Genomic DNA, 22,853 nt, shown 5'->3' on the forward strand with positions numbered 1-22,853 from the left:
TCCGCGTGCTCGTAGCAACAATCCACGATTCCCGTGGTAGGCCCCGCACCCCACACTGAGGAACTGGCTCACTGACACAAGGGAAGCGTCCGGGGACGGCCACGATCCACCCATCAATGATCCCCCCCACCGACCCCAGGTGGCCAGCATCCACTCTTCGCTCCCCACCACGGCCGCCACCGGCGGCCTCAGACACTGAGGAGCGAGGCGATAGCCGAGTGTCTCGAAGGGTCGGACCCTTCGAGACGGTTCTCCGCTGGCGCTCCGAACCTCCTCAGGGTGCATGTGTTCGTGGTCCCTGAGGAGCGACGCGATCCGGCGTCCCCTGATCCCTGAGGAGCGAGGCGATAGCCGAGCGTCTCGAAGGGCCACTCACGCTTTCGGTTTCGCCTCGACCGCGATGATCGGTGTGCCCACAGCCGTCTCGCCCTCGGCGATCTTCTCGACCGATGCGAACTTCTTCGTGTTCATCACGACGACCGGCGTGATGAGTGGGTAGCCGGCGGCCTCGATCACCGCGCGGTCGAACGTGACCAGCGGCGTTCCCACCTCGACCTTCTGCCCGGCCTTCACCTTGACGTCGAATCCCTCACCCTTGAGCTGGACGGTGTCGATGCCGACGTGAATGAGCAGTTCGATACCCCCGTCGAGGACCATGCCGAACGCGTGGCCGGTCGGTTGGGCCGCCACGATCGTCGCTACGGCCGGGGCGTACACGGTATCGCCGGACGGCAGAATGGCGACGCCGCCGCCCATGGTGCCCTTGGCGAACACGGGATCCGGGACGTCGCTCAGCGGCACGACCGTTCCTGCGAGCGGAGACGGGATCTCGGTGATCGCACCACGGACGGCGGTCGACGCCGGGGCCTCCGCCGTCGCGGTCGTCGTCGACGTCACCGCTGTGGCCACCCCGCCCGCGCCGGTACCGGTCGACTCCGCATCCGCGAGTGCGGCCGCGGTGGCGACCCCCTCCGCCGAGTCGTCGACCGGGATGGGTCCCGGCCGCTCGAGGCCTGCGTCGCGGGCGGCCTCGAAATCTGCCTGCTGCTCGGGTGTTCGATACCCCGACAACACGACCAGGATCATCGCGGTGAAGAAGGCCGCGGCGACCGCGATGCTGTACAGAATGATGTTGTCGAACGCGGGGATGGTGAGCAACGAGGTGAAGACGAACGCGTTGGTTGTCACCCCGCCGCCGATTCCGATGATGAGGCCGCCGACGAAGCAGCCCACGAGCATTCGTGGATAGATCCGTTTGAAGCGCAGGTGTATTCCGTAGAGCGATGGCTCGGAGATCCCGCCGAGCAGGCCGGCGGCGAGAGCGCCGGTCGCGGTCTGTCGCATCTGGAGATCACGCTCGCGCCAGGCGATCAGCAGCACGCCCGCGGTGGCACCGAAGCAGGCGAAGTTCCATGCACCCATCGGCCCCTGGATGAAGTCGTAGCCGAGGGTCTGGATGTTGAGCAACATGATCGCGTTGATGGGCCAGTGCAGGCCCAGCGGGACCATGAACGGGTAGGCGAGCGGGATCACGATCGCGAAGATGAACGGCGAGAAATCGTTGATCGACTTGAGGATGTCGGCCAGGCCGGCACCGACGTACACGCCGATGGGGCCGATGATGAAGGCGGTCAACGGGATCATGATCAGCATCGCGAGGAACGGGACGAAGATCAGCTGGATGTTCTCCGGGATGATCTTCTTCAGCAGTTTGTACAGAGGCCCGAGCACCGCCGCCATGAGCAACGGCGGGAACACCTGCGAGCTGTAGTCGAACACGGTCAGCGGGACGCCGAAGATGTCGATCGTCTGCACATCGAATCCGAAGATGGTGTGCTGCTGGGCATTCTCGGTGAAGTTGGCGTATGTCGGCAGCATGAGCACGGCCATGATCGCGAACCCGACCCACGGATCGGCGCCGAGCTTCTTCGACGCGTTGTAGGCGATCATCAGCGGAAGGAAGACGAAGACGCACTGCCAGCAGAGGTTCACGAACTGCCACGACGGCGACAGTTCGGTCCGGGGATCGGCCCAGTTGCCGATCACACCGAGCGTGCTCATCAACGACATGAACGTGATGAAGAGGGACGCCCCGAGTAGGGCACCCAGGATCGGCCGGAACGAGTCGGACAGATACTCGAACAACGAGTCGAGCCACGCCGACTTGCCGCGCGGTCCCTGGGCACGGGCCGCCGCCTTGATCGCTGCGGCGTCTGCGGCGGCCCGACCCATGTCCGGCAGGGCCATGATCTCGTTGTAGACCGTCTGGACGCCGCCACCGATCACCACCTGGTAGCGATCGCCCGCCTGCGGGACCGCACCCATGACCCCGTCGATCGACTCCAACGCCGACTGGTCCACACCGGAGGCGTCGTTCAGTTGGAACCGCAGGCGCGTCGCGCAGTGGGTGAGGCTCTCGATGTTCGCGGCGCCACCGACCCCGGCGACGATCTCGGCTGCGGAGTTCGCTGACATGACTCTCCTCGGGGGATGGTGGCCACAATGCCCAGCACTCGGATGCTAACGCCGTGCGCAGGTCACGCGGGTCGAGATGGCAAACCCCACCCCACAGACGTAGCGGGAACCGTCTCTCGGCGACGATTTCCGCTACGCCGACGGCGCGGGCATCGGGCCGGATCCGTGCGCGAGGAGTTCGGTGACGAGATCATCCATGTGGGAGCGGCGCGTCCGCCACGACGACACCGAGATCCGGAACGCCGGCTGGTCCTGCCACACCGCAGGCCCGAACCACGTCCGACCGCCCCGCAGCACGCGTTCACGCACGGCCAGTGTCTCGTCAGGAGACTCAGCGCGTACCAGCACCTGATTGAGCACGCAGCGGTTCAGCACGGTGAGGTCCGAGTCGCGCAGCAGCCCTGCGGCGTACTGGGCATGGGCGATGCAGGTGTCGACGAGGTCCTCCACGCCGTCGGTCCCGAGGGTCCGCAATGCCGCCCACACGGGGATGCCGCGAGCCCGACGGGAGAACTCCAGGGTCAGGTTCTTCTGGGAGTCGGGCGCCCCGGTCAGATACGAGGCGTCCGAGTTCATCGCGTCGGAGAGCGCGGCAGCGTTGCGGACGATCACCATCGCGCTGTCATACGGGGTGTTGAGCCACTTGTGGCCGTCCGTCGTCCAGCTGTCGGCGCCGTCGACCCCTGACGTGAGGTGCCGGTGTGTGCGCGACGCACGTGCCCACAGGCCGAAGGCGCCATCCACGTGCACCCAGCTGCCGGCTTGTCGTGCCGCAGGGATGACCTGGTCGAATGGGTCGAACTCGCCGGTGTTGACCTCTCCCGCCTGCAGCACCACCAGCGTGCGGTCGTCGAGGGTGGGCATCTGGGTGGCGTCGAGGCGCCCGTGCTCGTCGACGGGAACGCGTTCGATGATGTCGAGCCCGAATCCCAGCACGCGCAGCGCGCGGACGACGGTGATGTGGGCCAGTGCAGAGATGACCACCCGGATTCGCGGGGCGCCGGCGAGCCCCCAACTGTCGACGTCCCATCCCTGGCGCTCGAGAAGTCGTCGGCGGGCAGCGGTGAGCGCAGTGATCGCCCCGGCCGTTGCACTCGTGGTGAACCCGACCGCGGACTCTTCGGGCAGCTGCAACGCGTCGAGCACCCACCGTCCCGCGCGCGTTTCCACCACGTGGGCGGCAGGTGAATTGTCGAACGACGACGCGCATTGATCCCAGGCCGACGCGATCCGTTCGGCCGCGGCGGCCACCGGCAGGGCCGAACCCACGACGTACCCGAAGTACCGGGGATCGTTGGACGCCACCACCCCGGCGCCGGCGATCTCGTCGAGCATCGCGATGGTTTCGTCGGCGGGCCGTCCCACGGTCGGGAGCGGTTCTGCGAAGCCGTCGAGCCGGGCCAGGGACTCGGCTGACGGGAACACTCGTCGCTCGTCGCGCCCGATCCCTGCCGTCCACGCCCGTGCGCGCCGGTCGGCGTCGGCCAGCATGGCGATCTCGTCATCGGATGTCATGTCCACCCGTTGACGATCTCACCACTGCGGCGATCCGGGGACCAGGACGGCCGGCTCAGGCGACGCGTCGATCGGCGGAGTGGACGTCGGACAGCAGCCCGCCCGGGTCGACGATCATGATGACGGGTCCGACGGTGTCGGTGGCGCGCTCGATGATCGCGTCGATCTGGGTCGGATCGGACGGGTCGGCGACGACGGCCCAGACGCGGTCGCGAACCGACGCGTCGACGTAGGGGACGAGGTCGCGCGAGGAGGACCCGGCGACGGCGACGTTGCGGCCCGACCGCAGGATCTGGTGCACGATCGAGCGTGCCCGCGGGGTGCCGTCCACGACGACGAGGATGGTGTCGAGCGCACGTTCATTGCTGGTCATACGGACATCTCACTGCGGCACGCTGCGACCATCGTGTGTCCGGCCTGTCAGTTGGCTGGGCGCCGACGACGACCGCCCCACCGTCCGTGCGAACCCCGCGCCGCGCCGCCTATCCTCACCAGGATGACCAACTCCACCGGAGCCGGGACACGATCGCAACGCTGTCCGTGCACGTCGGGTCTGCCGTTTGCGGAATGCTGTGGCCCGATTCTCGACGGTCGACGACGCGCTGCCACCGCCGAGGCCCTCATGCGCTCTCGGTTCACCGCATTCGCCGTCGGCGACCGGGAGTACCTGCTCGACAGCTGGCACCCGCGAACACGCCCGCGCACCCTCGAGCTCGACGACACCCTCACCTGGTATCGCCTCGACATCGAATCGACCTCGGGCGGAACGCCGTTCGACACAGCGGGTGAGGTCGTCTTCACGGCGCACTATCGGACAGTCGACGGTCGCGAACGACTCCACGAGCGCAGTACCTTCGAGAAGCGTGACGGCCGTTGGGTCTACGTCAAAGGGGTGCTCGCCCCCGACTAGTGGTGGGGTGGCTGGGCAGCCCGCACCGCTGACCGAGAAGGGTGCTGTTGAATGTCGCCTTCTCGGTCAGCGGTGTCGGGCGCGCCGCTTTTCACACTGTGGAGTTGTCAAGGTACGGATGCGGTCCCGGCGTGGCCGGGTGCGAGATTGTGGTCGGTGTGGAGAGTCGGTTATGGGGTCAGGCGGCGACCGCGTCGAGGGTCATGGTGCGTCTGCTGTAACTGGGTAACGCTCTTTGCTCGGGGTCGACGGTGGTCGGTGGTGTCAGCCAGGGGTGGTGGTCGGCGCCGATGAACACGTCCCACCCGTTGTGGTGGATGTCGGCGTGACACGACGGGCACAGCAGGCAGCCGTTCTCCAGGCACGTGTCACCGCCATCGCTCCAGTGGTCGATGTGGTGGGCGTGGCATCGTTCGGCGGGGGCACCACATTTGATGCAGCATCTGTCGCGGATGTAGAGAGCTTTGCGTTGTGCGGGGGTGAACAGGCGTTTGTCGCGGCCGACGTCGAGCGGCACGGTTTCGCCGTCGACGAGCAGCGGTGTGATCGTCGGGTCACAGGCCAGTCGGTTCATCGTCGCGCGGGTGACCGATCCCATGTACTCGAGGGACGATTCTTTGGGGCTGTCGGCGGGGATGGTCAGCAGCACATGGGTTCTCGGAACCATGGTCGCGTCGTGTCCGCCGGCGGCGGCGATGTCGAGCAGGGTCTCCAGGGCGTCGGCGAGGCGTCGTTCGGTGGAACGGGCATCGGGGGAGCCGTCGGGTTCAGGACGGGGTGCACCGTGGCGTTCCATGGCCGCCTGGAACTTTTCGCCGACTTCGACATCGAGGTCGGCTTCGACATGGATGCGTCCGTCGGTGGTCCTATTCTTGGTGAGCGTGTTGATGGTGCGGTCTTCAGCGGCAGGCAGCCCGCCGGGAGTGTCGTCAGCGACCACGTTGCCCAAGGTGCGGGCACGATCGACGATTTCGGCGGGGGTGGCGCCGGAGAAGTGTTGTCCGAGAAGATCTGTCACATAGTTTAGACGTTGGCCGTCGTCGATCGGTTCCGGTGATCTTTTCCCGATGTGCTCGATACCACGGACGATGGCGTCGACATGTTCACCCGACACCACGCCGTCGGCGGCATGCGCGGCCAACGTGGGCAGCAGTGCGAGCGCACCGGCGATACGGACGTAACGCTGCGTCACAGATGGGGCAAAGCCCATGACGATCAACAGTTCTCGAGTGGTGCGGCCGTGGTCTGTGGCCACGCGCAGTCGGTCGAGGGTGGCGGTCAGCTGTGCTGCATGGTTATCGATCAGATTCCGGATCGTGGACAGGGCGCGCATCTCCTCGAAGGCGCTCTGCCCGCTCATCGACTCGTGGTCGAGGTGAACCGTGCGTAGAGCGTCGCCGATGGCGATCAGTGATGCGGTCGATGACATTGCGGCCTCCCGAATGACAGAACAGGACAGCAGGACTTGCGTGTTCTGTGCACGGGCCGGCAGATGGACACGGGGCGCGCTTCGTCTTCTTTATTCCTGCTGGTGACAACACTACGAGATGGCACCGACAAGATCGATCAGAGCGAGATCGCGACCAGAGATGACCCGGGAGGACTAGCCGCCGTGGCGTGCCACCCAGTCGACGAGCGGTGTCGTCGCCCGCCAGTCGGTCCGGATCCGCTCGACCAGCTGCGGCGTGTGAATGATCTCATCGAACCCGTAGTCGCGCATGGCGGTCAACGATTTGTGGCGCAACAACTCGATTCGTGGATGATCGGCATCCCATCCGCGGGGCGAGGTCTTGAGCGTGGTGCCGCCGATCTCCCAGCCATCCCGGCCCAGGCGTGCGACGATCTTCTCGAGTTCGGGTCCATGGCGCCGGTGATCGATCGCCGCCCGGATGGCCGCCAGCCGCTCGGCCGACGCGTCGTAGAAACCTGCCCCGACGCGGACGCCGGGGGCGCCGATCTGTACGTAGTATCCGGTCGCCGCAGCCACGCCGACGAACGCGCCCTGGTGAGTCTTGTACGGCGTCTTGTCCTTCGCGAATCGGACATCCCGATACGGGCGAAAGATCTTGGCCTGTCCGAATTCCTCGGCGAGGTCGTCGGTCAGCGCTCGCATCGGCCCGGCCACCGCCGTCCGATAGGTCTCCTTGTGGGCCTCCCAGAACACCTTGGAATTGTCGATCTCGAGGTCGTCGTAGAAGTCGAGAGCGGCTTCCGGGAAACCCTCAAAGGTCACGGCTCTCACCCAGGTCGAGGACGTCGAGCGGCGTCCCGGTCAGGGAGTCGGCACCCAGGAACATCCCGGTCGAGGCCTTGCCGGTGTCGCTGAGCATCACGTCATGAATGGCGATGCTGCGGCTGGGCGCAAGTGCGCGCACATAGTCGATCGCCTGTTCGGTCGAGATCCACGGTCCGCTGACGGGCAAGAGAAGGGTCTCGACCGGGCGCCCCGGGTTCAAGTAGGCATCACCGGGGTGGAAGACGGTTCCGTCGATGAGGAATCCGACGTTGTCGACCAGCGGGATCTCCGGATGGATGACCGCATGATCGGCGACGAACGTCTCGACGGCGAACCCGGCGAGGTCGAACGACTGCCCGGTCGTCACCGCATGAACCCGGTCGGCCACGTCCGACAGCGCGTCCGCGATCGAGGCGGGCCCGTACAGATGAAGTCCGGCACGGTCTTTCATGGCCGCGACGATCTTGTCGGCGTCGAAGTGGTCGAAGTGCTCGTGGGTGATCAGCACCGCATCCGCCGCTGCCAACAGTTCCGATGCATTCGGGGTGAACGCGCCCGGGTCGATGAGGAGTGTCGCGTCGCCTTTCGTCAGCGTGACGGTGGCGTGGGTGTGCTTGGTGAGACGCATGAGACCTCCATGGGCACGTCGGGGCTGATTCGATGACGTGTCGACTGTAGTCCTCGTGGTCGAGACGTCCCCGTGTCTCACTTCTTCGTCAAGGACGACTCCTTGTGGGCGGCCTTCGCACCGGTCTTCGACGACTCGACGATCCAGTACGGGTCGTCGTCGCTCGCGGTGAACTTCTGACCGTCGAAGGTGAAAGTGGAGGTCCGCTTCTCGCGAGCGTGCCCCTCGGTCGTGCCCTGCGAGGTGTTCCACTGCACCGTGTCGCCCGTGGTGATCGCCATGTTCCGCCCTTCGGTGTTGATGTTCCGCTCGGTGTGTTCCCGACAGCGATGCACTGAAACACACCACCGCCACACGGTGGTGAAGCACAGCGCCGGTACACAGGGACAAGACGTCGAAAACCCGACTCTGTACGGTTGGACAAGAACAGAGATCGCATGAACCGCGCACGACCTGAGCGAGAGGACATGCATGACAACACCCACCAAGTCGGCGACGAAGTCGCCAAAAGACCTGGACAAGGGCTATGTGGCCCTGCTCGGTTGGAGTCTCGGGGCCATCGAGGCCCTCGATCGATTCGACCGACGTTACGTCGTGGTCGCACCCGAATGGGCCGAGGAATACTGCTCGGAACACGACATCCCGTATCTGCCGTGGAACTTCGAACGTCTGAACGATCGATCTCTGGAGATCGCCGAGACCTTGCAGGACAAGGGCGTCGACGTCGCGATCCCGCTGTTCGAGGAGACCGTCGAATGGGCCGGCGCGATCAACTCGGTGCTGATGAACAAGCCTCGGCTGTTCGGTCAGGCGATGTTGTTGCGGGACAAGGCGCTGATGAAGCGTCGTGCGCAGCTCGGTGGCATCAGGGTGGGCATCTTCGAGGAGGCGCACGATCGCGAAGACGTGATCCGCTTCCTGCGACGTGTCAACCAGACCCTGTTGAAGCTCGACGGCGACCCCAACGACCCGATCCATCTCAAGGCGTTCGACAAGGCAGGCTGCCTGGGGCACCGCGTCATCCGCACACCGGACGAGGTGGATTCGATCCCGGATGAGGAGTTCCCGGTCCTGATGGAATCTCATCTGGACGGTTGGGAGTTCGCGGTCGAGGCTTGGATTCACAACGGGAAGATCAAGTTCCTGAACATCTCCGAGTACGTCACGCTCGGCTACTCGGTGTTCGTCCCCGCCACACCGGAACTCGAGCAGTACCGACCGCAGATCACCGCGCAGATCGAGAAGTTGATCAAGACCTTCGACATCGACTTCGGCTTCGTCCATCCCGAGTACTTCGTCACCAACGACGGCGAGATGTACTTCGGAGAGGTGGCCTACCGGCCGCCAGGCTTCAAGGTCTTCGAATTGTTGGAGCGCGCCTACGGATTCAACGCCTATCAGGCTCTGGTCCTCGCCTTCGACCCGAAGACCACCGAGGAGGAGATCGACGCCTTCTTCCCGCGTGAGGTCGTTGACGCCGCAGGCGTGGCCGGGTGTTTCGGCGTCTACCCACGTCGACGCGTGGTGTCGCATCTCGAGATCCCCGAGGCGACCGCCGACGACGACTACTACGAGACACACGATCTGGCGCCGCCCGTGGAAGAGACGGTCACCAAGCGCACGGCCTTCGGGACGCACTGGGGTCTGCTGTACTTCTTCGGTGAAGATCCGTACCGGATGCGGGATCTGTTGAAGGAGCAGGAAGAGCTTGACTTCTACGTATGAGCGCAACCGGGGACATCGCCGCCGAGACGGTCGACGCGCAGGACAGCGAGGTGCTCGTGTCGTCGTCGGCCGACGTCGATAAGGGACTCGCCTCACGGGTGGACCAGCTCGATCACGCCCTTGCGGCGATGCGCGATGCTCCCGACTATGCCAAGTCCGGCAAAGTGCGACGGGTCCTCGATTCGCTGCGCCGTGTGTTGTCCCGCGACGGCGGCTGCGCCGAGATCTTCCGTCGCGCTGCCGAACTCGACGAGGTCGGCGTGTTCACCGGCACCGACTGGGATCAGCCCGACATCCTGATCCCGGCACTGGCCGGGGGAAGTCTTCGCAGCGAACACCCGGACACCGTGGTCCTGGAGGTGACCAGCGAACTCCGGATTCTGGCCATCGCGGTGGGCGAGCACACCCGGCCCGAGTTGTCGTCGGAGGAGGCGCGCCGGTTCTTGTCGCAGATCCTGGCGATGAATCTCGAGCTGCTGCTGTCTGCGCCGTCGGAGGCCGAGCGGGTCCGGCAGGGGAAGATGGCCACGCTGAGCCGCGTCGTGTTCGCCTACATCGTCGAGCAGATCGGGCTCGGTGACGTTCTCGACCAGCTCGTGGACGAGATCTGGCGCATCCTGCGGCAACGGCCCATCCAGGTCGACCACGTGAAGGCGATGATCACGCGTATCGCCGTCTACCGCAACCAGTCCGACGTCGATCTGGGCAGCTCGGCGCAGGGGCTCGATCGGCTCACCACGGCCCTGTTCGGTCCGACGGAGGCATGTCGTGACGATCCGGGTGTCGATCTCTACCTGTCGCGGCTGAACGCGATGGACGCCGAGGGACTGGAGTTCGAGGCACGTGGCCTGGCCCGCGCGATGCACGACACCGGACTGGTGTCGGCGTATCACGCCACACTCGTCCGTTTCCTGGTCGACGAGAACGTCCATCTGCTGCCCGAGGCGCTCGGGGTCTCAGAGGTGGGGCGCAACTGTCTGTTGCGTTACCCGGATCTGGTGCACGAGCTGATCCTGCGCACGGTGCATCCGCACAGTGCGCAATGTGTCTACGGGTTGTCGCTACTGCTCGACCGCGGCATCCTTCATCAGCCGCCCGTGGTGCCGTCGCTCTGGCGCCAGCTCTCGCTGAAACTCTCGCCGTCGGTTCGAGAACGGCTCCACTCCGCCTTCGGAACGGCGGTCGAACCCGACGCATTGTTGCTCGGGGGTCTGCTCTCCATGCTGGGGCAGCCGCTGGGAGTCGGTCAGGGCGACAATCCCACCTGCCAATCGGCGCGTGCTCTGTCGATGTGGGCGTACAACGATCCGGACTACCTGATGCAGGTGGTGGCGTGGGCGGCCCGTGACGACGAGGTCATCGCCCACTTCGAAGGGCAACCGATCTCGTCGGTGGAGAGCATCGGAGGTGTTGCGACCGCCGATCCCATCGACCTCGACCCGGTTTCTCTCCTCGTCGTGCCGCACCTGGACCGCATCTACGCGGAGATGGTCCGCCGCTGTGCCGACCGACCGGGTGACCCGCATCGATGGGTGAACCCGGAGTTCCACGGCTGGTGGTCGGCCCGCGGTTTCCGCATCAACGTGGATGTCGCGACGGGCGACCTGATCGACCTCGATGACTTCATCCGGCAGTTCTACGCCGCGTATCACCCCGATCACAACGGACACCAGCCGTTGATCCATCCACAACCGGCGGGCATCGCCGTCACCGACAGCGCCGCTCGCTATGTCGGCTGGCATGCGATCACCATCCTCCGGGTCGCACCGGATACGAACGGCGACATCCGCGTCTACTTCTTCAACCCGAACAACGACAGCGGTCAGGATTGGGGCGACTCGGTGGTCGTCGGCACGGCGGGCAATGGCGAACGCCCGGGGGAGGGCTCGCTGCCGTTCGAGCAGTTCGCCTCACGGCTCTACATCTTCCATGCCGACCCCCTCGAGGATGGCGCCGTCGACGACGTACCTGCCGACGCCGTCGAGCGTGTCGTCGGCCACATCGAACGCAGCTGGGGCGTGGGGCGCCTGGGTGAGCAGTCCGTGGAGGACTGACATGTCGACTCTCCTGCGGCGCGATGACACCCGGCAGCGCCGGGGACGCGCGGTCGCGCGCGTCCTGCTGGGCATCGTGCTGATGATGGCGGGCATCGGCCACCTGACTGCCCAGCGCACCGAGTTCCAAGCGCAGGTGCCCGACTGGGTGCCCCTGGACAAGGACTTCGTGGTCCTCGCCTCCGGGGTCGTGGAGATCGCGCTCGGTCTGGCCCTCATCGCCCTGCCGCGATACCGCGCACTCGTATCGGCGGTGGTCGCGCTCTTCTTCGTCGCGGTGTTCCCGGGCAACATCCATCAGTACGTCGCACACATCGACGCCTTCGGCCTCGACACCGACACCCAGCGACTGATCCGGTTGTTCTTCCAGCCGGTCCTGGTGGTCTGGGCACTGTCGGCGGGTGTGTTGGATCGGTGGCCGCGGCGGTCAGAAGGTGGAGCTGCCGACACCCCCGCGGACTAGACACTGCCACCACCAGGTTGCTGTTTGGCTCGCCTGGCGGACCATCGGGCAACCTGGAAGTGCCCGACACCCGGACCCGCGAACGCCCGGCCCCCGCACCCGTCCGCCGTTAGACTCTGCGGGTGTCCAGTCCTCTGGGAATCACCCCCGACGAGTCGCTGCGCAAAGGACTCCAGAGCCGTCACATCAGCATGCTCGCGCTTGGCGGTGCGATCGGCACCGGCCTTTTCGTGGCGTCGGGTGCGACCATCGCCGACGCCGGCCCCGGCGGCGCGATCACGGCATATCTGCTCATGGGCGCCATGGTGTTCTTCCTCATGCAGAGCCTGGGCGAGATGTCGGCCTACATCCCGTGTAGCAATCCGTTCGAGGAGTACGGAAAACGGTTCGTCAGCAAGTCTTTCGGATTCGCGGCCGGATGGAACTATTGGCTCAACTGGTCGATCACCCTCGCTGCCGAACTCGTCGCGGCCGGGCTCATCATGAAGTACTGGTTACCCGACGTTCCGTCGTGGATCTGGTCGGTGGTGTTCCTGGGTGGGCTCCTCGCCCTCAATCTGTTCGCGGTCAAGGCATTCGGCGAGGCCGAGTTCTGGTTCGCCACGATCAAGGTGATCGCGGTGGTGGTGTTCCTACTCGTCGGCGTGCTTCTGGTGCTGGGTGTCGTCGGTGACATGCCCTCGCCCGGGTTCAGCAACTGGACCGTCGGCGACGCGCCGTTCGTCGACTGGCCCGTCGGCATGCTGTCGGTCTTCCTGATCGCCGGGTTCGCCTTTCAGGGCACCGAGATGATCGCGGTCGCCGCAGGAGAGGCCGTCGAGCCGAAGACCGCGATCCCTCGCGCGGTACGGACCGTCTTCGTGCGCATCCTGCTCTTCTACGTGGGCACCCTGACGATCATCGCGTTCCTGATCCCGTATACCGATCCGAACCTGCTGAATGCCTCCGAAGAGAACATCGCGATCGCGCCGTTCACCCTGGTGTTTTCACAGGCCGGCATCTCGGTGGCGGCGTCGATGATGAACGCCGTCATCCTCATCGCGATCCTGTCGGCCGGCAATGCCAGCCTGTTCGCCGCCACGCGCGCGCTGTACGGCCTGTCCGTCGAGCGCAGTGCGCCGCGCATCTTCTCGTGGGCGACGCGATCGGGCGTGCCGGTGATGGCCGTTGCTGCCACCGCAGCGATCGGGGCCCTGTGCTTCTCGGCCAGCAAGGTGGGCGACGGCCGTGCCTACGTATGGCTGGTCACGGCGTCGTCGGTGGCCGGGTTCATCACCTGGATCGGAATCGCCTGGGCCCACTACCGTTTCCGACGAGCATGGAATCTGCAGGGCAACAACCTCGATGTCCTGCCGTACAAGGCTTGGCTGTATCCGGCCGGTCCGATCATCGCGCTCCTGATGTGTGTCGCAGTCATCGCGGGTCAGAACCTGAGCGCGATCCGCGACGGTAGCGCCGCGAACCTCGAGTTGTGGCTGACGGCCTATGGTGCCCTGATCGTGTTCCTCGCGCTGTGGTGGGGGCACAAACTGATCACCCGTTCGCCGACGGTGGATCTGCTCACCGCCGATCTGTCACCCGCCGCGGCGGCGTCGGCCCACCGCGACCCCGATCCGGTCCACTGATCACGCGCCAGCACAAGGGTTGCCGGATGGTCCGTCGGGCGGACCATCCGGCAAACCCGGCCGTTGGTGGATCGTCTGACCGACGCGCTCAGCCCTGGGCGGCGCCCTGCGTCGGCTCGGCTCCGGCTGCTGCCGTCGGGTCCATCCACATGATCTGCCACGAGTGCCCGTCGAGGTCGCTGTAGCTGCGGCCGTACATGAATCCATGGTCCTCGGTGTCGCCCGCCGTGGCGCCGGCCGCGATGGCCCGGTCGACGAGCGCGTCGACGCCGTCGCGACTGTCGGCATCGAGGCAGACGATGCACTCCTTCGTCGTCGTCGCATCGGCGGTCGACGCCGGGTGGAACGTATCGAAGTAGTCGCGCCGGAGCAGCATCGCGACGATGTTCTCGCCGAGGATGAGCGAGACGGCGTTGTCGTCGGAGAACGCCTCGTTGAACGTATAGCCGAGGTCGGAGAAGAAGGCGCGCGAGCGGGCGACGTCGGCCACGGGCAGGTTCACGTAGATCATGGTGTGCATCGGATGTCTCCTCTGTGCTGCGCGCCCGTTCTCGAACGCTGTCAGATGAAGAGACATCCCGCGACGCCGAAACTCATCGCCGCAATTCCGACGGCGCGGCGAATTCCGCCGGACGTTCGGATTGCCAGGCGTGCCAACGTTCCCAGTTCGCCACCGACCTGGCCTGGAGTCGGGTGTCGACGCCGGGTACGACGCGACGAATGACCTCGCCGACCAGTCGCGCGGGGACTGCGGCGAGCAGCAGTCCGACGCCGACCCAGCCGCCGGGAAGATCGAAACGGCGTCGGTTCTGCGGCAACATGAACAGCCGCGCGTAACCGGACTGTGTCTGGAGGTGATACCAGGCGCGGAGACGATCACGACGACCGGCGTCCGGTCGCGGCGCGAACCCGGGCACGAATGATTCGACGAGTTCGGCTCCGGCAGAGCCGGAATCGTGGGAGCGGGTGGCGTCGAACAGGTACAGCAGACGAAGCCCGTCGGAGATGGTCCGCGGGTAGATGTCGTCGACGCGGACACCGAGGAGGTATCCGAGGTAGCGGTTGAACATCAGCGACGCCTCAAGTTCGCGCTTCGACGTGATGTACCCCAGGCCGTACAACCCCATCGCCGGTCCGACGCTGCCGCCGAGCAAGGTCAGCATCATCTCGCTCTGACTGATGGGAAGTCCCCACCGCTCGTCGTCCCACTCGTCGTGCCGGCGTACCCCGGCGCGGACCGACACGTGCATGACACGAACCCGCATCGTGATGGCGCGAGCGAGACTTCCGGAGCGGAGGATCGCACCGGGTCGCGAGACCTCGATCCACCATCGGCTGGTCTCGAGATAGCGATTCAGCGCGCGCTCGCCGGCGTAACCACCCGCCAGTGAAAGCGGCACTGCGAGAGAACCTTCGGTGTAGGTGTCCATCGTCCCCGCATTGCCGACACCGCCGAGCGCGTACGCCCACCGCCGCCACACTGCTGCCCCGGCCTCGATCTGCTCGGGATCAGCCCAGTCGGGTAGCGCGTCGAACTCGGCGAACAGGTTGCGCATCGACGCAGGTGCGTCGTCGATGGCGTCGATTCCCTCCTCGAGGGCGCGGTCGAGCAACGCGCGGGCGGCCTCGGGGCCGAGTTCGCCGCGGTAGGTCTCTGCGACGAAACGTTCGGCGGGCGGGTCGCCGGCACTCAGGAGCTCGCCGTAGCGCTGGGCCGTGTACTCGTCGGGCAGCAGGTCGACCCCGGTGACCTTCAGCACGCGATCGCGCAGTCGTGCGTGGGCCGTGTCGCCGAGCGGCCATCGATAAGCGGTCGGCAAGGCGCTGGCTGTACTGGCGTTTGAGATGATCGGCTGGTTTCGTCTCACGGCCACACGGTAGCGGATCGATCGCGGGTGATCGAGGCGTGGTGCCGGGGAGTCGCGACCACGAATCCCTCCGGAATGCAGAAAAGCCCCCGCTGAGCGGGGGCTTTTCTGGTGCCCTCGGTGAGACTCGAACTCACACTGGACGGGTTTTGAATCCGTTGCCTCTGCCAATTGGGCTACGAGGGCATCCGCAGTCGCGCACGTGATGTGGCGGCTGCGACAGTCCACTCTAGATGATCGGCCGACGGGCCGACCAGCCGGTACTCTGCACGCATCGGCTCGTGACGGATCGTGCTGGTCACGGGTACATCGATGCGGAGGAGGGGATGGTGACGGTGACGGACAGGGCTGCGGCGTCGGAGGGCGAGCAGGTGACGACACATCGTGTGCTCGTGGCCGAGGACGACTCGTTGATCCGGATGGATCTCATCGAAATGCTCCGCGAGGAGGGGTACGAGGTCGTCGGGGAGGCGCCCAATGGACAGGTCGCGGTCGAGCTCACTGAGCAACTGACCCCGGACCTGGTGATCATGGACGTGAAGATGCCGATCCGCGACGGGATCGACGCCGCGTCGGAGATCGCCGAGAAGAAACTGGCGCCCGTCGTCATGCTCACGGCATTCAGTCAGCGCGAGTTCATCGAGAAGGCGCGCGATGCGGGGGCGATGGCCTATCTGGTCAAGCCGTTCACCAAGGCCGATCTGGTGCCGGCGATCGAGGTGGCGGTGAGTCGCTACAACGAGGTCTCCGCACTCGAGAAGGAGGTCGCCACCCTGGGCGATCGTCTCGAAACACGCAAACTGGTCGAACGTGCCAAGGGGCTGCTGATGGAGAAGCAGGCACTGTCGGAACCAGAGGCGTTCAAGTGGATTCAGCGTGCCGCCATGGATCGCCGGACGACGATGAAGGCGGTCGCGCAGGTCGTCGTCGAGACGTTGGGGCCGCCCGCCTGATCCATGCGTGGGGTGAGCCGTTAATTCTGTGAAAACACGGCGACCGCTGTGGTGCGCGTTTGCCTCCAATCGAGCGCGGTGGCCGTCGTTTCGGTCTATGTTTTCTCAAGGTCTCCTCAGCAGACCTCCCGGCAGACGAACACCTCGCCGCGCCGGGTGGGTGGGAAGTGAAGAGGTAAGAGAATGCATCGTCGCGTGACGACAGGTGCTCTCGCGTTGGCCATGGCGAGTGTTCTCGCCGTGTCCGCGTGTAGCAGCAAATCCAGCGACTCCGGATCCGAATCGGGTGCCAGTGGCTCGGCTGCCGCGAGTTCCGGACTGGAGATCGCACCACTGGCCCAGATCGACACCCAGGGCAATGAGGTCCAGGCCACCGCAGAGGAGGCCGCGCTCAACCCGGCCGGCGACGGCAAGGCCGAATGCCCCGAGACCACGATCGCGATGGCCGGCGCCCTCACCGGCGCCGACGCCGCGCTCGGCATCAACATCCGCAACGGCGCACAGCTCGCCGTCGACCAGCACAACAAAGCCAACCCGAACTGCCAGATCGTCCTCAAGATGTTCGACACCGAGGGGGATCCGCAGAAGGCCACCCAGGTGGCCCCGCAGATCGTGAACGACGACGCCATCGTCGGACTGATCGGTCCCGCCTTCTCCGGCGAGACCAAGGCGACCGGCGGCATCTTCAATCAGGCCGGTCTCGTCTCGGTGACCGCCTCGGCCACCAACCCGACGCTCACCGACAACGGCTGGAAGACCTTCTTCCGCGGCCTCGCCAACGACGATGTGCAGGGTCCCGCGGTCGCGAAGTACCTCACCGGCACCATGGGCAAGAAGAAGGTGTGTGTCATCAAGGACGACACCGATTACGGTGTGGGACTTGCCAAGGCGATGACCGAGTCGCTCGGCCCGGCCGCCGACGCCAGCTGCTCCGGTGACGTCAAGAAGGGCGACCGCGAGTTCTCCGCGATCATCTCGAAGGTCACCGCCGCCAACCCGGATGCGGTGTTCTACTCGGGTTACTACGCCGAGGCGGCTCCGCTCGCGCAGCAGCTGAAGACCGCGGGCTCGGAGGCGACCTTTGTCTCCGGTGACGGCACCAACGACCCGCAGTTCACCGCGCAGGCCGGCGACAGCGCCAAGGGCGCGATGCTGAGCTGCCCGTGCGGTCCGGCGCCCTCGCAGTTCAAGTCGGAGTACGAGTCGGCGTTCAAGCAGGCACCGGGTGTGTACTCGGTGGAGGCCTACGACCTCGCCACCATCCTGATGAAGGGCATCTCCGAGGGCCAGCGCACGCGGCCGGAACTGCTGAACTTCGTCAAGACGTACAAGGGCCCCGGCCTGGCCCGCCAGTACGAGTGGACCCCGACCGGCGAGCTGACCTCGTCGCTGATCTGGGTGTACGACGTCAAGTAAGGCACGACCATCACGGTGCGTCCGGGCACATCGGCCCGGACGCACCGTGGTCTCTGTGGGGGAATTCTCTGTGGCTGAAAGGCGCGCATGATCGTGTACTCGATGGCCGAGACGACGGTGATGGCCTCGACCATCAACTTCGACCTCGGCGCTCTCAAGGACGGCTTCTGGGGCCTGACGATCGAAGGCCTGACCTACGGGTCGATCTACGCTCTCGTCGCGGTGGGGTACACCCTGGTGTACGGCGTCCTTCGGCTGATCAACTTCGCGCATTCCGAGGTCTTCATGCTCGGAATGTTCGGCCAGTACATCGGCCTGCTGCTACTCGGATTCACGCCGTCGGGGAACACGTACTCCGAGGGCACGTTCATGACGATCATCTACCTGCTGCTCGCCGGTCTGTGCGGCATGGCCGTATCCGGTAGCGCAGCAGTCGGATTGGAGTTCGTCGCCTACCGGCCGCTGCGCAAACGCAACGCCAAACCGCTCGCATTCCTGATCACCGCGATCGGCATGTCGTTCGTCCTGCAGGAGTTCGTGCACTACGTGCTCCCGAAGTTGCCCATCGATCCGCCGCTCGGCGGGTCGAGCGCGCAGCCGACGATCCGACTGGTCCAGCCGGTCAAGGAGTTCAGCATCTTCGGTGCGCCCGTCTACAACCTCACGCTGATCATCATCTTCTCCGCCCTGATCCTGGCGCTGGGCACCGACTACATGATCAACCGAACCCGTCTGGGCCGCGGCATCCAGTCGGTGGCGCAGGATCCCGACGCGGCACTGCTCATGGGTGTGTCGCGTGAGCGCATCATCATGATCACGTTCCTCATCGGCGGAGTCCTGGCCGGCGCGGCCGCGCTGCTTTACACGCTGCGGGTGCCGACCAACATCGTCTACTACGGCGGATTCATCCTCGGTATCAAGGCGTTCTGCGCCGCGGTCCTCGGCGGTATCGGCAACGTCCGGGGTGCGCTGCTCGGCGGACTTCTCCTCGGCGTCATGGAAAACTATGGATCGGTGGTCCTCGGCAACCAGTGGAAGGACGTCGTCGCCTTCGTCCTGCTGATCCTGGTGCTGATGTTCCGCCCGACCGGCATCCTCGGCGAAAAACTCGGGAAGGCGAGGGTATGACGACACACCAGCCACCGGCGGATCCGTCGGCACTCAAGGACCCGAACGCACCTGAACCCCGCGGCGTCGGCGACGCCATCCGGACCTGGTGGAACGGCCTACCGCGCGTCGCGCAATGGCTCGTCGGCGTGCCGGCGATCGTGGTCATCGCACTGCTCCCGGTCGTCAACCCTCCGCTCATCACCACCACCGCAACCGATTTCGGCGTGGTCATGGCGACGTTTGCGATGACCGCGCTGATCGCCATCGGCCTCAACGTCGTCGTCGGCCAGACCGGCCTGCTCGACCTGGGGTACGTCGGCTTCTACGCGGTCGGCGCCTACGTCGTCGCGCTGCTGACCAGTCCGGCGAGTCCGCTGTGGAACAGCACCGACCACGGCATCTTCTCCGGCCCGTGGGCGTGGCTGGCCTGCGTGCCACTGGCGATCATCATCACCGGCATCACCGGCGTGATACTCGGTACGCCGACGCTGCGCGTGCGCGGTGACTACCTGGCCATCGTCACCCTCGGGTTCGGTGAGATCGTGCGGCTGCTCGCCGACAACCTCAGCGACATCACCAACGGCGCCTCCGGCCTGCAGGGCGTGCTGTTCCCCGAACTCGGCACCTCCGACAAGCATCCCGATGGGGTCTTCTCCAGCGCCAACAACGCGGACACACTCAACTACGGCGTGTGGTGGTACTGGCTGGGCATCGTTCTGGTGATCCTGGTGCTCATCGTGATCGGCAATCTCGAGCGCAGCCGCGTCGGCCGGTCCTGGGTGGCCATCCGCGAGGACGAGGATGCCGCGGAGATCATGGGCGTGCCGACCTTCAAGTACAAGCTCTGGGCGTTCGTCATCGGCGCCGGCATCGGCGGACTCTCCGGCGCGGTCTATGCCGGTCAGGTCCAGTACGTCGACCCGAAGGCGTTCACGGTCATCAACTCGATGCTGTTCCTGTGCGCCGTCGTCCTCGGTGGCCAGGGCAACAAGCTCGGCGTGATCGCCGGTGCATTCCTCATCGTCTATCTGCCCGCGCGCGTGCAGGGCGTCGAGATCGGCGGACAGTCGTTGAGCGAGTTCAAGTACCTGTTCTTCGGCATCGCCCTGGTGGTGCTGATGGTCTTCCGGCCGCAGGGGTTGTTCCCGGCCCGCGCCCGCCTGATCACGTTCGGTCGCCGCATCTATGGCGCGGTGAAACGGGCGCCGGCAACCCCGGCACGCGGTGAGGAGGCGGGCGCATGACACGACATCGTCAACCCGACGACGGACCGGGCGACACCTCGGGCGGAGTGCCCGACCACGAGGAGCAGATCGCCGAGGCGGTCGCCGACCCGGAGGCGACCACCGTCGTCGACACCGCAGCGATCGACCCCGAACTGGCCGATCCGGAAGCAGTCGCCGAAGTCGTTGCGCCGCAGCGTGAGATCGCCACGGCGACCGGCGAGCCGCTGCTCGAGGTCAACGGTCTGACAGTCGAGTTCGGCGGTCTCGCCGCCCTCGACGACGTCACCTTCGACATCAAGCGCGGCGAGATCCTCGGGCTCATCGGCCCCAACGGCGCGGGCAAGACCACCTGCTTCAACGCGATCACCGGTGTCTACCGCCCGACCCGGGGCACCGTCACGTTCGACGGCGCGCCGCTCGGTCGGATCAAACAGCACAAGATCACGCGCAAGGGCATCGCCCGAACCTTCCAGAACGTCCGCCTGTGGGGCGAGATGACGGCGCTGGAGAACGTGTGTGTCGGCACCGATGCGCGACACAAGACGTCGGTCGTCGGCGGCATCCTGCGCACCCCGCGTCATTACCGCGAGGAACGCGACGCGGTCGACCGGGGGATGGCGTTGCTCGAGTTCGTCGGGATCGGGGCGCGGGCGGCGGAGAAGGCGTCGAACCTGCCCTACGGCGACCAGCGTCGCCTCGAGATCGCGCGGGCACTGGCGACCGAACCGAAACTGCTGTGCCTCGACGAGCCCGCCGCCGGGTTCAACCCGATCGAGAAGACCGCCCTGATGGGGCTCATCAAGAAGATCCGCGACGACGGGTACACGGTGCTGCTGATCGAACACGACATGCGTCTGGTCATGGGGGTGACCGACCGCATCGTCGTGCTCGAGTTCGGACGCAAGATCGCCGACGGCACACCGCGAGAAGTCCGCGACAACCCCGCTGTGGTGGCCGCCTACCTGGGAGTGCCCGATGACGAATCCGCCTGACCCAACGACGCCCGACCCAACGACGCCCGACCCGACGACGCCTGAGCCCGCAGAGGGACCGGGCGTGCCTCCGGAGACCACGATCGACCCGACCACGCCGGCGACACCCGTCCTCGAACTCCGCGACGTGGTCATCCACTACGGCCGCATCCGTGCGCTGCACGGGATCTCCCTGCAGGTCGGGGCGGGCGAACTGGTCACCCTGCTCGGCGCGAACGGGGCGGGCAAGTCGACGACGATGCGCGGCATCTCCGGACTGAACCGGCTGACCAGCGGGGAGATCCTGTTCAACGGCGAGGCCATCTCCGGGCTCGCCCCGCACGAGCGGGTCAAGCGTGGCATCATCCAGGTCCCGGAGGGCCGTCGGATCTTTCCCGGCATGACGGTGCTCGAGAACCTCGACATGGGTTGCTACGGAAGGAAGTTCGACTCGAAGGCGGCCTACCAGGAGTCGGTGGACCATGTCTTCGAACTCTTCCCACGTCTCGGCGAGCGACGCAAACAGTTCGGCGGCACCATGTCCGGCGGCGAGCAGCAGATGCTCGCCATCGGTCGTGCATTGATGGCCCGACCGAAACTCCTGCTGCTCGACGAACCGTCGATGGGTCTGGCGCCGATGGTGATCCAGCAGATCTTCCGGATCATCGCGCAGATCAACGCCGAGGGCACCACCATCCTCCTCGTCGAACAGAACGCCCAGCAGGCGCTGAGCCGCTCCACCCGCGGTTACATCCTGGAGACCGGCGTGATCACCAAGGAGGGTGCCGGCCGAGATCTCCTGGTCGACGACGCGGTGCGCGAGGCGTATCTGGGCGTCGCCTGACGTCGGCGGATCGCATTCAACACAAAAATTCCCGGATGCGACCCGAGCCGCCTCGGTAGGCGGCCCGGCCGTATACAACTGCAGCGCCGGAGGCCGGGGACGACAACAGTTGTCGCCGACGGTGTCCGGGCCTGCTCGTGTATACGGCGGGCCCGCCGACCTCACGCGTGACGCGCGTCCAAGGATCTGCGCGACGGCATCATCTACCCTCGAGACATGCCGGGCATCGCAGTGACACCGAGCCGAGACCTCGATCTGGTGAGCTCGCTCCTCGCGCAGGCGTTCGTCGACGACCCGGTCATCCGGTGGCTGCAGCCCGATCCGCGACACCACAAACAGATCTTCCTCACGCTTGCCCGGTGGGTGCATGGCGCCGACGCGTCGATCGATCTCGCCATCCGTGACGGCGTCCCGATCGGGGCAGCGGTGTGGGACGCACCCGGTCACAAAGTGAGCGCGACGGCGCAGATCGCGTCGATGGCCTGCTTCGCGAAGGCGCTGCGTAGTCGCATGCGGTACGGCGGAATCCTCGAGCAACAGTTCACCAAGCTCCGCCCGAAGGAACCGCACTGGTATCTCGGCCAGGTCGGCGCCACCGTCAAGGGCGCCGGGATCGGTAGCGCGCTGCTGACCGCAGGCATCGACCGGGTCGATGCCCCGGCCTACCTGGAGAGCTCGAACGAGGCCAACATTCCGCTGTACGAGCGCTACGGCTTCCAGGTGACCGACGAGATCACGCTGCCCTACGGCGGCCCGACCGTCTGGCCCATGTACCGGCGCGGTTGAACCTGCCCGAAAACGCGGGTCCGCGACGCCGGGCCGTTTTACGCTCGC

General features: G+C 65.9%; 21 protein-coding genes and 1 tRNA gene. 12 read left to right on the forward strand and 10 right to left on the reverse strand.

Annotated elements, in window-relative coordinates; translation table 11 throughout:
- Nucleotides 1–372: 372 nt before the first annotated feature.
- The 3 genes from EEB19_RS25200 to EEB19_RS25210 form a co-directional block, all read right to left on the reverse strand.
- A complete protein-coding gene (locus tag EEB19_RS25200; RefSeq protein ID WP_187590068.1) occupies nt 373–2,475 on the reverse strand; it encodes a glucose PTS transporter subunit IIA in 2,103 nt (700 codons plus the stop codon).
- Between the two features lie 132 nt (nt 2,476–2,607).
- Nucleotides 2,608–3,990, reverse strand: coding sequence for an aminotransferase class V-fold PLP-dependent enzyme (locus EEB19_RS25205; RefSeq protein WP_187590069.1), 1,383 nt, complete (start codon nt 3,988–3,990; stop codon nt 2,608–2,610).
- A 55-nt stretch (nt 3,991–4,045) separates the two neighbouring features.
- Nucleotides 4,046–4,363, reverse strand: coding sequence for a hypothetical protein (locus tag EEB19_RS25210; RefSeq protein WP_187590070.1), 318 nt, complete (start codon nt 4,361–4,363; stop codon nt 4,046–4,048).
- Nucleotides 4,364–4,486: 123 nt separating this feature from the next.
- Here EEB19_RS25210 and EEB19_RS25215 point away from each other — a divergent pair, with 123 nt between their 5' ends.
- The gene (locus tag EEB19_RS25215) at nt 4,487–4,900 is read left to right on the forward strand and encodes a YchJ family protein (protein ID WP_187590072.1); all 414 of its coding nucleotides are present in this window, start codon (nt 4,487–4,489) and stop codon (nt 4,898–4,900) included.
- A 178-nt stretch (nt 4,901–5,078) separates the two neighbouring features.
- Here the strand turns inward: EEB19_RS25215 and EEB19_RS25220 are convergent, their stop codons facing one another.
- From EEB19_RS25220 to EEB19_RS25235, 4 genes are all read right to left on the reverse strand, one after another.
- On the reverse strand, nt 5,079–6,329 hold the full coding sequence (locus EEB19_RS25220) for an HNH endonuclease signature motif containing protein (protein ID WP_187590073.1): 1,251 nt from the start codon (nt 6,327–6,329) through the stop codon (nt 5,079–5,081).
- A gap of 174 nt (nt 6,330–6,503) precedes the next feature.
- Nucleotides 6,504–7,133, reverse strand: a complete 630-nt coding sequence (locus EEB19_RS25225; protein WP_187590074.1) for a DUF2461 domain-containing protein — start codon at nt 7,131–7,133, stop codon at nt 6,504–6,506.
- On the reverse strand, nt 7,123–7,764 hold the full coding sequence (locus EEB19_RS25230; protein ID WP_187590075.1) for an MBL fold metallo-hydrolase: 642 nt from the start codon (nt 7,762–7,764) through the stop codon (nt 7,123–7,125). Before EEB19_RS25230 ends, EEB19_RS25225 begins: the two co-directional genes overlap by 11 nt.
- 77 nt (nt 7,765–7,841) lie before the next feature.
- Nucleotides 7,842–8,045 (reverse strand): DUF2945 domain-containing protein, encoded by a 204-nt coding sequence (locus EEB19_RS25235; RefSeq protein ID WP_187590076.1) that lies wholly within the window; start codon nt 8,043–8,045, stop codon nt 7,842–7,844.
- Between the two features lie 190 nt (nt 8,046–8,235).
- Between EEB19_RS25235 and EEB19_RS25240 the strand changes: the two genes are divergently transcribed.
- The 4 genes from EEB19_RS25240 (at nt 8,236) to EEB19_RS25255 (ending at nt 13,631) form a co-directional block, all read left to right on the forward strand.
- Nucleotides 8,236–9,489: an acetyl-CoA carboxylase biotin carboxylase subunit family protein gene (locus EEB19_RS25240; RefSeq protein ID WP_187590077.1), complete on the forward strand. Its 1,254-nt coding sequence runs from the start codon at nt 8,236–8,238 to the stop codon at nt 9,487–9,489.
- Nucleotides 9,490–9,617: 128 nt separating this feature from the next.
- On the forward strand, nt 9,618–11,543 hold the full coding sequence (locus tag EEB19_RS25245; RefSeq protein ID WP_262365915.1) for a hypothetical protein: 1,926 nt from the start codon (nt 9,618–9,620) through the stop codon (nt 11,541–11,543).
- Nucleotide 11,544: 1 nt separating this feature from the next.
- Nucleotides 11,545–12,006 carry a MauE/DoxX family redox-associated membrane protein gene (locus tag EEB19_RS25250; RefSeq protein WP_187590078.1) on the forward strand — a complete coding sequence of 154 codons (462 nt, stop codon included), beginning with the start codon at nt 11,545–11,547 and terminating at the stop codon, nt 12,004–12,006.
- Between the two features lie 122 nt (nt 12,007–12,128).
- Nucleotides 12,129–13,631, forward strand: coding sequence for an amino acid permease (locus EEB19_RS25255; RefSeq protein WP_187590079.1), 1,503 nt, complete (start codon nt 12,129–12,131; stop codon nt 13,629–13,631).
- Between the two features lie 88 nt (nt 13,632–13,719).
- Here the strand turns inward: EEB19_RS25255 and EEB19_RS25260 are convergent, their stop codons facing one another.
- From EEB19_RS25260 to EEB19_RS25270, 3 genes are all read right to left on the reverse strand, one after another.
- Nucleotides 13,720–14,151, reverse strand: a complete 432-nt coding sequence (locus tag EEB19_RS25260) for a VOC family protein (RefSeq protein ID WP_187590080.1) — start codon at nt 14,149–14,151, stop codon at nt 13,720–13,722.
- A 73-nt stretch (nt 14,152–14,224) separates the two neighbouring features.
- The gene (locus EEB19_RS25265; protein WP_262365912.1) at nt 14,225–15,499 is read right to left on the reverse strand and encodes an oxygenase MpaB family protein; all 1,275 of its coding nucleotides are present in this window, start codon (nt 15,497–15,499) and stop codon (nt 14,225–14,227) included.
- A 109-nt stretch (nt 15,500–15,608) separates the two neighbouring features.
- Nucleotides 15,609–15,685 (reverse strand) — tRNA-Leu (locus tag EEB19_RS25270).
- Nucleotides 15,686–15,825: 140 nt separating this feature from the next.
- Here EEB19_RS25270 and EEB19_RS25275 point away from each other — a divergent pair.
- The 7 genes from EEB19_RS25275 (at nt 15,826) to EEB19_RS25305 (ending at nt 22,805) form a co-directional block, all read left to right on the forward strand.
- Nucleotides 15,826–16,452, forward strand: a complete 627-nt coding sequence (locus tag EEB19_RS25275; protein WP_187590092.1) for an ANTAR domain-containing response regulator — start codon at nt 15,826–15,828, stop codon at nt 16,450–16,452.
- Between the two features lie 183 nt (nt 16,453–16,635).
- Complete coding sequence (locus EEB19_RS25280) at nt 16,636–17,868, forward strand: branched-chain amino acid ABC transporter substrate-binding protein (protein WP_187590081.1); 1,233 nt, start codon at nt 16,636–16,638, stop codon at nt 17,866–17,868.
- An 87-nt stretch (nt 17,869–17,955) separates the two neighbouring features.
- Complete coding sequence (locus EEB19_RS25285) at nt 17,956–18,996, forward strand: branched-chain amino acid ABC transporter permease (RefSeq protein WP_187590082.1); 1,041 nt, start codon at nt 17,956–17,958, stop codon at nt 18,994–18,996.
- Nucleotides 18,993–20,222, forward strand: coding sequence for a branched-chain amino acid ABC transporter permease (locus EEB19_RS25290; RefSeq protein WP_187590083.1), 1,230 nt, complete (start codon nt 18,993–18,995; stop codon nt 20,220–20,222). The genes EEB19_RS25285 and EEB19_RS25290 overlap by 4 nt, the downstream gene beginning before the upstream one ends.
- On the forward strand, nt 20,219–21,196 hold the full coding sequence (locus EEB19_RS25295) for an ABC transporter ATP-binding protein (protein WP_262365913.1): 978 nt from the start codon (nt 20,219–20,221) through the stop codon (nt 21,194–21,196). The genes EEB19_RS25290 and EEB19_RS25295 overlap by 4 nt, the downstream gene beginning before the upstream one ends.
- Nucleotides 21,197–21,260: 64 nt before the next feature.
- A complete protein-coding gene (locus EEB19_RS25300; RefSeq protein ID WP_262365914.1) occupies nt 21,261–22,019 on the forward strand; it encodes an ABC transporter ATP-binding protein in 759 nt (252 codons plus the stop codon).
- 216 nt (nt 22,020–22,235) lie between these two features.
- Nucleotides 22,236–22,805, forward strand: coding sequence for an N-acetyltransferase (locus EEB19_RS25305; protein WP_187590084.1), 570 nt, complete (start codon nt 22,236–22,238; stop codon nt 22,803–22,805).
- Nucleotides 22,806–22,853 lie beyond the last annotated feature (48 nt).

It is taken from the genome of Gordonia sp. OPL2 (assembly GCF_003797825.1).
Classification (GTDB): Bacteria; Actinomycetota; Actinomycetes; order Mycobacteriales; family Mycobacteriaceae; genus Gordonia.